Source organism: Blastococcus tunisiensis (genome assembly GCF_900112815.1).
In the GTDB taxonomy this organism is placed as follows: Bacteria; Actinomycetota; Actinomycetes; order Mycobacteriales; family Geodermatophilaceae; genus Blastococcus_B; species Blastococcus_B tunisiensis.
The window spans coordinates 50,563-63,541 of record NZ_FOND01000024.1 but is presented as its reverse complement, the minus strand read 5'-3'; the positions used below and the strand labels follow the sequence as shown (position 1 = coordinate 63,541).

9 protein-coding genes are annotated in these 12,979 nt (G+C 74.7%); 6 read left to right on the top strand and 3 right to left on the bottom strand.

The genetic code is table 11. The annotated features are described in order from the left end of the window. Together BM142_RS21515 and BM142_RS21510 are read left to right on the top strand one after the other, a co-directional pair. Positions 1 to 381: IS30 family transposase (locus BM142_RS21515; RefSeq protein WP_139228979.1), on the top strand; the 381-nt coding region annotated here is incomplete at its 5' end. A 119-nt stretch (positions 382 to 500) separates the two neighbouring features. Next, complete coding sequence (locus BM142_RS21510; RefSeq protein WP_092203136.1) at positions 501 to 1,055, top strand: flavodoxin domain-containing protein; 555 nt, start codon at positions 501 to 503, stop codon at positions 1,053 to 1,055. Between the two features lie 77 nt (positions 1,056 to 1,132). Here the strand turns inward: BM142_RS21510 and BM142_RS21505 are convergent, their stop codons facing one another. Both BM142_RS21505 and BM142_RS21500 read right to left on the bottom strand, forming a co-directional pair. Beyond that, a complete protein-coding gene (locus BM142_RS21505; RefSeq protein WP_092203134.1) occupies positions 1,133 to 2,230 on the bottom strand; it encodes an acetate/propionate family kinase in 1,098 nt (365 codons plus the stop codon). Then, the gene (locus tag BM142_RS21500) at positions 2,227 to 4,665 is read right to left on the bottom strand and encodes a phosphoketolase family protein (RefSeq protein WP_092203132.1); all 2,439 of its coding nucleotides are present in this window, start codon (positions 4,663 to 4,665) and stop codon (positions 2,227 to 2,229) included. Before BM142_RS21500 ends, BM142_RS21505 begins: the two co-directional genes overlap by 4 nt. Positions 4,666 to 4,767: 102 nt before the next feature. On the opposite strand from BM142_RS21500, the gene BM142_RS21495 reads away from it, so the two are divergent. The 4 genes from BM142_RS21495 to BM142_RS21480 all read left to right on the top strand — a co-directional run bounded on the left by BM142_RS21495 (position 4,768) and on the right by BM142_RS21480 (position 12,153). Further along, positions 4,768 to 7,524: an HAD-IC family P-type ATPase gene (locus BM142_RS21495; RefSeq protein WP_092203123.1), complete on the top strand. Its 2,757-nt coding sequence runs from the start codon at positions 4,768 to 4,770 to the stop codon at positions 7,522 to 7,524. A gap of 73 nt (positions 7,525 to 7,597) precedes the next feature. After that, positions 7,598 to 10,447 (top strand): FAD-binding and (Fe-S)-binding domain-containing protein, encoded by a 2,850-nt coding sequence (locus BM142_RS21490; RefSeq protein ID WP_092203121.1) that lies wholly within the window; start codon positions 7,598 to 7,600, stop codon positions 10,445 to 10,447. A 32-nt stretch (positions 10,448 to 10,479) separates the two neighbouring features. Next, positions 10,480 to 10,971 carry a cation:proton antiporter regulatory subunit gene (locus BM142_RS21485; protein WP_092203119.1) on the top strand — a complete coding sequence of 164 codons (492 nt, stop codon included), beginning with the start codon at positions 10,480 to 10,482 and terminating at the stop codon, positions 10,969 to 10,971. A 15-nt stretch (positions 10,972 to 10,986) separates the two neighbouring features. Beyond that, positions 10,987 to 12,153, top strand: coding sequence for a cation:proton antiporter (locus BM142_RS21480; protein WP_092203117.1), 1,167 nt, complete (start codon positions 10,987 to 10,989; stop codon positions 12,151 to 12,153). Between the two features lie 63 nt (positions 12,154 to 12,216). Here BM142_RS21480 and BM142_RS21475 read toward each other — a convergent pair whose 3' ends face one another. Beyond that, entirely contained in the window at positions 12,217 to 12,840 is a 624-nt protein-coding gene (locus BM142_RS21475; protein ID WP_092203115.1) for an SGNH/GDSL hydrolase family protein, read from the bottom strand. Positions 12,841 to 12,979 lie beyond the last annotated feature (139 nt).

Below are 12,979 nucleotides of genomic sequence, written 5' to 3'. Positions count from 1 at the left end.
TTCTCCGCCGAGGCCGTCCGCGACGCGATCACCAACAAAGTGACCTCCCTGCCGGTCGCTCTGCGCCGCTCCTTGACCTGGGATCAGGGCCTGGAGATGCGCAGGCACGCCGAGATCACCATCGCCGCCGACCTGCCGATCTACTTCTGCGACCCGCACTCACCGTGGCAGCGCGGCAGCAACGAGAACACCAACGGTCTGCTCCGTCAGTACCTGCCCAAAGCCACCGACCTCTCGGTGCACAGCGCAGCAGACCTCGACGCCATCGCCGACAAGCTCAACGGCCGCCCCCGCAAGACCCTCGACTTCCGCACCCCAGCCGAGCACCTCGACCGACTACTGTCCGACGATCAACTAGCCGGTGTTGCGACGACCGAGTGAATCCGCCGCGCTGGAACCGGGCGTTCGCGCACACCGTCCCCGCGGCTGCCCGCCGTCGGCCTCTTGCGGTCGCGGCGCAGGCCCGGGAAGTGTGGAGGCGTCCGACCGAGGGAGTGACCATGTCCGTCGCCGAGCCGAGCCCCGGCACCCTCCGGGTGCTGGTCGTCGTCGCCAGCAAGCACGGCGCCACCCGCGGCATCGCAGAGGTGCTGACCGACGCGCTGACCGCCTCCGGGGCCGGACAGCGGGCCGGCCTCACCGCGGCCCTGTACGACGCGGCGCACGCCCCGGCCCCGGCGCACGTCGACGCCGTCGTCATCGGCAGCGCGGTGTACGCCGGGCGGTGGCGGGAGGAGGCGCGCGACTACGTGACCGCGCACGCGGCGCAGCTCCGGACGACGCCGGTGTGGCTGTTCTCCAGCGGTCCCATCGGGGCGCCCCCGTTCCCGCCGGACGAGCCGCACGACGTGCATCCCCTCGGCCAGCTGGTCGGCGCCCGCGGGCACCGCGTCTTCCCCGGCCGGCTCGACATGGAGCTGCTCTCCATCGGGGAGCGGGCCATGGTCACCGCCATGCGCGCCCCGCTCGGCGATTTCCGCGACCCCGAGGCCGTCCGCGCCTGGGCCGGGAAGCTGGCGCAGGAGCTCGTCGGCGACCGGGCAGCCAGGGCCTGACGCCGGTGCACGCCGGTGCACGCCGGTCCGCTGCGCCGGCCGGGTCGCGCCGTCGTCGTCCCGGACTGAGGACCGGCTCAGCCGTCCAGCACGGCGAGGACCTGCCGGCGGATCTCCAGGTCCTCCCGGGCGGTGACCACCACCGTGGCCACGGCGGACCCGGCTCCGCTGATGTCCGCGTCGCCGGTCGCGTCCCGGTTGCCCGCGTCGTCCAGCGCGACGCCGAGGTGCGCCAGGCCGTCGGCGAGGGCCGCCCGCACCTCCGGGGAGTGCTCGCCGACCCCGCCGGTGAGCACCAGCAGGTCCAGCCCGCCGGTGGCCGCGGTCATGGCCGCCGCCTCGCGCACCAGCCGGTGCACGTAGACGTCGAAGGCCAGCGCACAGCCGTCGTCCCCCGCGGCCCGGCCGGCGAGGACGTCCCGGAGGTCCCCCGAGGTCCCCGACAGCCCCTTCAGCCCGGCGTGGTGCTCCAGCACGTCGCCGAGCTCCAGCAGCGGGACGCCCCCGTGCTCGAGCAGCCAGAGCACCAGCCCGGGGTCGACCGTGCCCGGGCGGGTGTTCATGACCAGCCCGGCCAGCGGCGTGAAGCCCATGGTGGTGTCGACGGAGATCCCGCCGCGGACCGCGGCCAGGGACGCACCGGCACCGAGGTGGCAGGAGACGATCCGCAGCTCCGCGGGGTCGCGGTGCAGCAGCTCGGCACCGCGCCGCACCGCCCACGCGTGCGACAGGCCGTGGAAGCCGTACCGCCGCAGCCCCCAGCGCTCGTTCCACTCCCGCGGCAGCGCGTAGGTGGCCGCCGCCCGCGGGAGGGACGTGTGGAAGCCGGTGTCGAACGCCGCCACGGCCGGCACGTCGGGCAGCAGCTCCCGGGTGGCCCGGATGCCGGCCAGCGCGCGCGGGTTGTGCAGCGGCGCCAGGTGGCTCACCGAGTACAGGTAGGTGGTCACCAGGTCGTCGACGACCACCGGCCCGCCGTAGCGGGGGCCGCCGTGCACCAGCCGGTGCCCGACGGCGTCCACCGGCCCGCAGCCGGCGAGGAAGTCCGCCAGGGGGCCCAGGTGCCCGGCCCCCTGCCAGGACTCCACGGTCGTCGCCGCCGACACCGCCCCGGCGTCGTCCAGCCGGCTGAGCTTGAGGCTGCTCGAGCCCGCGTTCACGACGAGGAGCCTCACGGCTCCGGCTCCTCCAGCGGGTCCGGCCCGCCGGTGACCGGTCTCGGCCGCCCGGACCACTGCCAGTTCCGGATCTCGGGCAGGTCCTGGCCGTGGGTGCGGACGTACTGCCGGTGCTCGATGAGCTGGTCGCGCAGTCGGTCGCGGGCGTGGGCCCCGATCGTCGCCAGCCTGGGCACCCGGTCGATGACGTCGATGGCCAGGTCGTAGCGGTCGATCCGGTTCATCACGCAGATGTCGAACGGGGTGGTCGTCGTCCCCTCCTCGACGTAGCCGCGCACGTGGAAGTTGTCGTGGTTGGCGCGCCGGTAGGTCAGCCGGTGGATCAGCCACGGATAGCCGTGGTAGGCGAAGATCACCGGCCGGTCGGTGGTGAAGTAGGCGTCGAACTCCCGGTCCGACAGCCCGTGCGGGTGCTCGCGGTCGTCCTGCAGCCGCATGAGGTCGACGACGTTGACCACCCGGATCCGCAGATCGGGGAAGTACCCGCGGAGGATCTCCACCGCCGCCAGGGTCTCCATGGTCGGCACGTCGCCGGCGCAGCCGAGGACGACGTCGGGTTCCTCCCCCGCGTCGGTGCTGGCCCACGGCCAGATCCCGATGCCCTTGGTGCAGTGCTCGACGGCGGCGTCGATGTCCAGGTACTGCAGGGCCGGCTGCTTGCCCGCGACGATGATGTTCACGTACTGCTCGGTGCGCAGGCAGTGGTCGGCCACCGAGAGCAGCGTGTTGGCGTCCGGCGGCAGGTAGACCCGGATGACGTCGGCCTTCTTGTTGACGGCGTGATCGATGAACCCCGGGTCCTGGTGGGAGAACCCGTTGTGGTCCTGCCGCCAGACGTGCGAGGTCAGCAGGTAGTTCAGCGAGGCGATCGGCCGCCGCCACGGGATGCCGTTGGTGGTCTTCAGCCACTTGGCGTGCTGGTTGAACATCGAGTCGACGACGTGGATGAAGGCCTCGTAGCAGGAGAAGAAGCCGTGCCGGCCGGTGAGCAGGTAGCCCTCCAGCCAGCCCTGGCACAGATGCTCGGAGAGCACCTCCATCACCCGGCCGCCGGGCGCGAGGTGGTCGTCGCCGGGCAGCCGCTGCGCCATCCACGCCCGGTCGGTGACGTCGAGGACGGCGCCGAGACGGTTGGAGTTGTTCTCGTCGGGGGCGAAGAGGCGGAACGTGGTCATGTTCTCGCGCATGACCTCGCGCAGGAACGTGCCGAGCACCCGCGTCGCCTCCACCGCGCCGGTGCCCGGTGCGTCGACCTGCACCGCGGAGTCGCGGAAGTCGGGCATCCGCAGCGGCTGGAGCAGCTTCCCGCCGTTGGCGTGCGGGTTGGCGCTCATCCGCCGGTCGTGGGCGGGATGCAGGTCCCGGACGGCCGGCACCGGGGCACCGTCCTCGTCGAACAGCTCCTCCGGCCGGTAGCTGCGCAGCCACTCCTCCAGCACGGCACGGTGCCCGTCGTCCTCGCGGGCGTTCGTGAACGGCACCTGGTGGGCGCGCCAGGTGCCCTGCACCTGCACCCCGTCGACGACGTCGGGGCCCGTCCAGCCCTTCGGCGAGGCCAGCACGATCATCGGCCAGCGCGGCCGCTCGGTCGTCCCGTCGGCGCGGGCGCGGCGCTGGATCCCGGCGATGTCGTCCAGGCAGCGGTCGAGGGTGGCGGCGAACTGCTGGTGCATGGTGGCCGGGTCGTCGCCCTCGACGAGGTAGGGGGTGTGCCCGTAGCCGCGCAGGAGCTCGAGCAGCTCCTCGCGCGGGATGCGGGCCAGCACGGTCGGGTTGGCGATCTTGTACCCGTTGAGGTGCAGGATCGGCAGCACCGCCCCGTCGGTGCGCGGGTCGACGAACTTGTTCGAGTGCCAGCTGGCAGCCAGCGGCCCGGTCTCGGCCTCGCCGTCGCCGACGACCGCGGCCACCACCAGGTCGGGGTTGTCGAACGCGGCCCCGTAGGCGTGGACGAGGGCGTAGCCCAGCTCCCCGCCCTCGTGGATGGATCCGGGCGTCTCGGGGGCCACGTGGCTCGGGATCCCGCCCGGGAAGGAGAACTGGGTGAACAGCCGCCGCATGCCGGCCTCGTCCTGGGAGACGTCCGGGTAGTAGTGGCTGTAGGTGCCCTCCAGCCAGGCCGCCGCCACCGGGCCCGGACCGCCGTGCCCGGGCCCCATGACGTAGATCATGTCCAGGTCCCGGGCGGTGATCGCCCGGTTGAGGTGCGCGTAGACGAAGTTCAGTCCCGGGGTCGTCCCCCAGTGGCCCAGCAGCCGCGGCTTGATGTGCTCCGGGCGCAGCGGCTCGCGCAGCAGCGGATTGCCCATCAGGTAGATCTGCCCGACCGACAGGTAGTTCGCGGCGCGCCACCACGCATCCAGCGCGGCCAGCTCCTCGTCGGCGAGCGGCCCCGGGGGGGCCTCGGGCTGTGCTTCCGCGACGGCGTCCATGGGCCGATCCCACCGGACCCGGGCCACCGCTGGCAACCGGGTCGGTGCAGACAGGGCGAAGGTCCCTGTCGGCTCCGGTCCTCCGCTCCGGAGGCTGGGTTCATGCCGACGCCCGACCAGGACCTCCGTCCGCCGGCCGACGAGGAGCTCGTGCACCACGAGCTGCCGGTGCACGAGGTGGTCCTGCTGCTGGGCACGCACGCGGACCGGGGGCTCTCCACGGCGGAGGCCGCCGACCGGCTGCGGTCGGCCGGCCCGAACGTGCTCCCCCGCCTCGACCGGCGGGGGCCGTGGCTGCGGCTGCTGCTCCAGTTCCACCACCCGCTGATCTACATCCTGCTCGTGGCCGCGGCGGTCACGCTCGCGCTCGGGGAGGTGGTGGACTCCGGCGTCATCCTGGCCGTCGTCCTGATCAACGCCGCCATCGGGTTCGTCCAGGAGTCGCGGGCGGAGAAGGCGCTCGACGCCCTGACGGCCCTGGTGCGCACCGAGGCGACGGTGGTGCGCGACGGCGCCCGGCACCGGATCTCCTCCGAGGAACTGGTCCCCGGCGACGTCGTCGTCCTGGAGCCCGGGGACAAGGTGCCCGCGGACCTGCGCTTCGTGTCCGTCGAGGACCTGCACGTCGACGAGTCGGCGCTGACCGGGGAGTCGCTGCCGGTGGCGAAGGAGCCGGCCGCACTGCCCACGGGCACGGTGCTGGGCGACCGGGCCAACATGGGCTACTCCACGACACTGGTCACCCGCGGGCGCGGGCGGGGCGTCGTGGTGGCCACCGGTGCGGACACCGAGATCGGGCACATCCACCGGCTGGTGGGCGAGGCGGTCCAGCTCGAGACGCCGCTGACCCGCAAGATCGGCCGGTTCAGCCGCATCCTGACCGCGGCGATCATCGGCCTGGCCCTGCTCACCTTCGCGCTCGGCACGCTGCGCGGCGAGCCCGCCGCCGAGATGCTGACCGCCGCGGTGGCGCTGGCGGTCGGAGCCATCCCGGAGGGGCTGCCGGCGGTGGTCACGATCACGCTGGCCATCGGCGTCTCCCGCATGGCCCGCCGTCGCGCGATCATCCGCCGGCTGCCGGCGGTGGAGACCCTGGGTAGCACGACGGTGATCTGCACCGACAAGACCGGCACGCTGACGGCCAACGCCATGACCGTCGTCGCCGTCTCTGCCGGTGGGCGCGGCTACGCCGTGTCGGGGAGCGGGTACGGCCCGGCCGGGCAGGTGACGGCCGACGGCACCGCCGTGGACGTGGGCGGGCAGCCGGCGCTCCGCGCCTGCCTGGTCGCCGGCGTGCTGTGCAATGACAGCCGGCTGACCGGGCAGGACGGCCGCCGACAGGTCATCGGCGACCCCACCGAGGCGGCGCTGCTCGTCGTGGCGGAGAAGGCGGGGCTGGACCTCGGCACGCTGCTGGGGGCCGCCCCACGGCTGGCGACCGTGCCGTTCGACTCGGAGCGGCAGTGGATGGCCACCCTGCACCACTCCGACGACGGCCGGGTCGTCGCCCACGTCAAGGGCGCGGTGGAGCGACTGCTCGCGATGTCGTCCGGAGAGCTGCGCGCCGACGGGACCACCGGTCCGGTCGACGCCGACGCGGTGCACGCCCGCACCGAGGAGATGACCGGCCGTGCGCTGCGCGTCCTGGCCATGGGGACGGTGGAGCTTCCTCCCGGCACCCGGGAGCTCGGCGAGGAGGCGCTGTCCGGACGGCTGGTCCTCACCGGCCTGCAGGGCATGCTCGACCCACCCCGCCCGGAGGCGGTCGCGGCGGTGCGGGCATGCCGCACCGCGGGCATCCGCATCGCGATGATCACCGGGGACCACGCCGGTACCGCCCGCGCCATCGGGGAACAGTTCGGGCTCGGTGACGACGGCGTCCTGGAGGTGCTCGGCGGCGCCGACCTCGCCCGCGTGCCCGACGACGAACTCCCGGACGTCGTCCGCCGGACGGCGGTCTTCGCCCGGGTGAACCCCGAGCAGAAGCTGCGCCTGGTGGAGGCGCTCCAGCGGGAGGGGCACGTCGTGGCCATGACCGGCGACGGGGTCAACGACGCACCGGCCCTCCGCCGGGCCGACATCGGCGTGGCGATGGGCGTGGGCGGGACCGAGGTGGCCAAGGAGGCCGCCGACATGGTGCTCACCGACGACGACTTCGCCTCCATCGAGGCCGCCGTCGAGGAGGGCCGCGGTGTCTTCGACAACCTGCGGAAGTTCATCACCTTCATGCTCCCCACCAGCTTCGGCGAGGGCCTGGTCATCCTGGCGGCGGTCGTGCTGGCCACCACCCTGCCGGTACTGCCGACCCAGGTGCTCTGGATCAACATGACCACCGCCGTCGCCCTGGGTCTCGCGCTGGCCTTCGAGCCCCTGGAGGCCGACGTCATGAGCCGGCCGCCGGTGCCGCCGTCCCGACCGCTGCTGACCGGCGAGCTGATCGGGCGCATCGTCCTGGTCTCGACCCTCATGCTCCTCGGCGCCTTCGCGATGTTCGAGTGGGCGATGGCCTCGGGCGAGTCCGTCGCCGCCGCCCGGACGGTGGCGGTGAACGTCTTCGTGGTCGTCGAGGTCGCCTACCTGCTCAACTGCCGATCGCTGGACCGCTCGATCCGCCGGGTCGGTCTGCTGAGCAACCCGTGGGTACCGGCCGGCATGGTCGTGATGCTCGCCCTGCAACTGGTGTTCACGTACGCACCCTGGATGAACGCCCTCTTCGACTCCGCTCCCATCGATGCGGTCTGGTGGGTGCGCGTCACCGTGGTCGGGATCGCCGTTCTCGTGATCGTGGAGACCGAGAAGTGGCTCCGGCGGCGGCTCGGGGGGCGTCGCCGGGGCGGGGACGTCCCGGCGACCGGATAGCGGACGAGGCGACCCGCGCCCCGCCCGGGAGGGTGGGTGGGCTGCCCCCGGGGCGCACCGGGAGACTCCCTCCATGACCGCTTCCGTCCCGGCCGCCGTGGAACCGACCGACGCGGACGTCGCCGCCGCCCTGCGTCGGGCCGGGATCACCGACGTCGACGACTCGGGACTCGCGCGGGCGCTCTACTCGTCGGACGCCTCGCTGTACCGGGTGCTGCCGCGCGCCGTCGTCCGGCCGCGGCACGTCGACGAGGTGGTCGCGGCCCTGGAGGTCTGCCGGTCGCTCGGGGTGCCGCTCACCGCGCGGGGCGCCGGCACGTCGATCGCGGGCAACGCCGTCGGCCCCGGGGTGGTGCTGGACACCAGCCGGTACCTGTCCCGGGTCCACGAGATCGACGCCGAGGCCCGGACCGCGACGGTCGATCCCGGCGTGGTGCAGGCGGCGCTGCAGGCGGCGGCCCGCCCGCACGGCCTGCGCTTCGGCCCCGACCCCAGCACGCACAACCGGTGCACGGTCGGCGGCATGATCGGCAACAACGCCTGCGGCTCGCGCGCCCTGGGCTACGGCCGGACGTCGGACAACGTCGTCGGCCTCGACGTGGTCACCGGCGCCGGTGAACGCCTGCGGCTGGCCCCGGGCACCGAGCCCACCGGCGGGGTGCTGGCCGACCTGCACCGGCTGGTGGGCGCCTCCCTGGGCCCGATCCGCACCCAGCTCGGCCGCTTCGGCCGCCAGGTGTCGGGCTACTCGCTGGAGCACCTGCTGCCCGAGCGGGGCTTCGACGTGGCCCGCGCCCTCGTCGGCAGCGAGGGCACCCTCGCCGTCGTCCTCGGCGCCACCGTGCGCCTGGTCACCGACGCCCCGGTCCGCGGGCTGGTCGTGCTGGGCTACCCCTCGATGGCCGACGCCGCCGACGCCACGCCCGGGCTGCTGCCGCACGAGCCGACCGCCGTCGAGGGGCTGGACCAGCGGATCGTGCAGCGGCTGCGCGACGTACCGGCCGCCGTCGTGCCCGACCTCCCCCGCGGGGACGGCTGGCTGATCGTGGAGCTGACCGGTGAGACCGCGGCCGAGGTCGAGGCCAAGGCACGCGGGGTGCTCGCCGACGCGGCCGCCCTGGACTCCCTCGTCGTCACCGACCCGGCCGAGGCCGCCGCCATCTGGCGGATCCGCGAGGACGGCGCGGGGCTCGCCGCGCGCACCTCGGACGGGCGGCCGGCGCACGCCGGCTGGGAGGACGCCGCCGTGCCGGTCGAGCGGCTCGGCGACTACCTGCGCGGCTTCGAGGCGCTGCTCGACGGCCACGGCCTGCAGGGCGTCCCCTACGGGCACTTCGGCGACGGCTGCGTGCACGTGCGGATCGACTTCCCGTTCGGCAGCGACGGCGAACCCGGCCGGGGGCGGGCGCGGTACCGGTCCTTCGTCGAGGACGCCGCCCGGCTCGTGGCCGGCTACGGCGGCTCCCTCTCCGGCGAGCACGGCGACGGCCGGGCCCGCAGCGAGCTGCTCGGCCACATGTACAGCCCGGCCGTGCTCGACCTGTTCGGGAAGGTCAAGGCCCTGTTCGACCCGGCCGACCTGCTCAACCCGGGCGTCCTGGTGCGCCCGGCCCCGCTCGACGAGGCGGTGCGCATCGCCGACGCCCCGGTGCTGCGGGAGGGGCTGGCGCTGGCCTACCGGCACGACGGCGGCGACTTCTCCGCGGCGGTGCACCGCTGCACGGGGGTCGGCAAGTGCCGCGCCGATCTGCAGTCCTCCGGCGGCGTGATGTGCCCGTCGTGGCCGGCGACCCGGGACGAGAAGGACACCACGCGCGGGCGGGCCCGGGTGCTGCAGGAGATGCTCGCCCCCGGCGGTCCGGTGACCGGATGGCGCTCGCCGGAGGTGCACGACGCGCTCGACCTCTGCCTGTCCTGCAAGGGCTGCTCCTCCGACTGCCCCACCGGGGTGGACATGGCGTCCTACAAGGCCGAGGTGCTCCACCAGTCCTACCGGCGCCGGCTGCGCCCCCTGTCGCACTACACCCTGGGCCGGTTGCCGTTCTGGGCCGACCTCGCCGCCCGCGCCCCCCGCCTGGTGAACGCGGTGCTCCGCTCCCGGGCCGGCGGGCGGCTGGCCAAGTGGGGTGCGGGCATGGACCAGCGCCGCGACGTGCCCGCCTTCGCTCCCCGCACGTTCCGTGCGCAGTGGGCCGACCGGACCGATCCGGGCACCTCCGGGGCGCCGGTCGCGCTCTGGGTGGACTCGTTCACCGACCACTTCGCCCCCGAGGTGGCCTCCGCCGCGGCGCGGGTGCTGGAGTCCGCGGGCTACCGGGTGCAGGTGCCCGGTGCCGACACCTGCTGCGGGCTGACCTGGATCACCACCGGCCAGCTGGACACCGCCCGCCGCATCCTGGGGTCCACCGTCGAGGCGCTGGCGCCCCTGGCGGAGGCCGGCGTCCCGATCGTCGGGGTGGAGCCGTCCTGCACGGCGGCCCTGCGCAGCGAGACCCTCGAGCTGGTCGGCGGGCCGGCGGCCGAAGCGGTCGCCCGGGCCACGCGGACCCTCGCCGAGCTGCTGGCCGACACCCCGGGTTGGACGCCCCCGTCGCTCGCCGGGCTCGAGGTGGTGGCCCAGCCGCACTGCCACCACACCTCGGTCATGGGCTGGTCGGCCGACGCCCGGCTGCTCGCCACCGCCGGGGCGTCGGTCACCCGGCTGGGCGGCTGCTGCGGGCTGGCCGGGAACTGGGGCGTGGAGCGCGGCCACCACGACGTGTCGGTGACCATCGCCGGCCAGCAGCTGCTGCCGGCGGTGGAGGGCCTCGGCCCCGACGCCGTGGTGCTCGCCGACGGCTTCTCCTGCCGCACCCAGCTCGACCAGCTCGCCGACCGGCGGGGACTGCACCTCGCGGAGCTGCTGGCCGACCGCCTCCCCTGAGGACGAAGGCCGGACTCTGCGACGATGCCGGCATGGACCTCGAGGAGACGTTGCTGCCCGGAGTCGGTGTCCGGTACGAGCTGGAGACCCGCTCGGGGCAGGTGCTGGGCATCGTCGTCCAGCGCGAGGGTGGCGCGGAGATCGCCGTCTACGACCGGCGCGACCCGGACCGGGCGCGCGGCATGTTCCGACTGGAGCCGGAGGAGGTCGATGCGGTCGCCGAGGTCCTCGGGGCCCCGCGGCTGACCCAGCGCTTCGCCGACCTCTCCCGGGAGGTCCCGGGCCTGGAGTCAGGGCGCTTCACGATCACCGCGGGGTCACCCTTCGCCGGGCGCACGCTGGGCGAGACCCGGGCCCGCACGCTCACCGGGTGCTCGATCGTCGCCATCGTGCGTGGGGCCGACGTCGTCCCCTCGCCCTCCCCGGGCGACCCCCTCAGGACCGGTGACGTGCTGGTCGCCATCGGCTCCGCGACCGGGCTGGAGCAACTGGAGCACCGGCTGTCCGGCCGCACCGCCGGCTGACCGGCGACCTCCCCGGTGGACCACGTCGCCGCACTGCTGCTGGAACTCGGCCTGCTCTTCCTCGGGCTGTCCGTGCTGGGGCTGGCCGCCCGGCGGCTCGGGCTCTCCCCCGTGCCGTTCGTGCTCCTCGCCGCTCTCGCGCTCGGCGAGGGCGGCCTCGTCCCGCTGAGCACGGCCGAACCCTTCCTCGAGGCCTCGGCCGAGATCGGCGTCGTCCTCCTGCTGCTGACCCTGGGCCTGGAGTTCTCCGCCACCGAGCTGTTCAGCTCGTTCCGCCGGCACGCGCCCAGCGGCCTGGTGGACCTGGTGCTCAACGCGCCCCCGGGCTTCGCCGCCGGGCTGCTGCTGGGCCTGCCCTGGCAGGGGGCGCTCGCCCTCGCCGGGGTCACCTACATCTCCTCGTCGGGCATCATCGCGCGGCTGCTCGGCGACCTGGGGCGGCTGGCCAACCGCGAGACGCCCGCCGTGCTGTCGGTGCTCGTGCTCGAGGACCTGGCCATGGCGCTGTTCCTGCCGCTGCTGGTCGTCGCGCTGGCCGGCGAGGGCCCGACCGCGGCGGCCTCCGGCATCGCCCTCGCCGTGGGGGCGGTGCTCGTGGTCCTCCTGGCCGCCCAGCGCCACGGCCACCATCTGGGTCGGTTGCTCAGCCACGACGACGACGAGCAGGTGCTGCTGCGGCTCGTCGGCCTCACCCTGCTCGTCGCCGGCCTGGCCCAGGCGCTGGGTGCCTCGGCGGCCGTGGGCGCCTTCCTGGTCGGCCTGGCGCTGCCCGCGTCGTTCGCCGAACGGGCCCGTGCCATCCTCGGCCCCCTGCGGGACCTGTTCGCGGCGCTGTTCTTCGTGGCCTTCGGCTTCGCCACCGATCCGGGCCTGATCCTGCCGGTGCTGCCGGCCGCGCTGGCCCTGGCCGCGGTCACCACCGTCACCAAGATCGGCACCGGCTGGTTCGCGGCCCGGCGGGACGGCGTGGCGGTCCCCGGACGGCTGCGCGCCGGCACCGCCCTGGTGGCCCGCGGTGAGTTCTCGATCGTGATCGCCGGGCTCGCGGTGACGGCCGGCCTGGCCGACGTCGGTCCGATCGCGACCGGGTACGTGCTGATCCTCGCGGTCGCCGGACCCGTGCTCACCCGGGTCGTCGAGCCGCTCGGCGCGCGGCTGCTGCCGGTCCCCGCCGCGCGCTGACGGCGCCGCCTGCATCGGGGAACTGCCGCGTCAGGGCGCCGCCTGCATCAGGGAACTGCCGCGTCAGGGCACCGCCGCGTCCCGTCGGTGCCGTGCAGCGGCCAGCACGTGGGGCGTCAGCGCGGCCGCGATCCGCGCGTAGCCGGCGGAGGACGGGTGGAACCGGTCGGCCGCGAACATGGCCGGGTCGGTGCCGAAGTCCCCGGTCACCTCGGCGGCCACGTGCGCGACCGACGCTCCTGCGCGCGCCGCGGCCTCCTCCTGGTGGCGCTGGAGGAACCGGCTGGCCGCCTGCACGGCCGCGCGGAAGGCCGGCGGCACGAACGGCACGGAGGACATGTCCGGGGCGGGGACCACCACCACGTCGGTGCCCCGCGCGCGGAGGGCCGTAACGGCGGCGGCCAGCGACGCTGCCGCCTGCTCCGCGGGGACGAAGCGGGCCAGGTCGTTGGCGCCGACCACGATCACCGCGACGTCGGCGGCCAGCGGCTCCCCCCGGCGGGCCTGGGCGGCCAGGTCGGCCGAGACCGCGCCCGGCACCGCCAGGACGTGCAGGACGACGTCGAACCCGTCGGCGGTCAGCGCCGCGGCCAGCCGTCGGCCGAGGGTGTCCTCGGCGCGCGCGGCGCCGGTCCCGTACGCGATCGAGTCGCCGAGGACGAGCAGGCGGAGCGGAGAGCGGGGCACGCCGTGGTCAACGAGGCGGACCGCGACGCTATGCCGGGCTCATCGCACGACGCCGTCCCCCATCGCAGGGCGTCCTCCCCCACCGCACGGCGTCCTCCCTCACCGCACGGCGTCCTCCCTCACCGCACGGCGTCCTCCC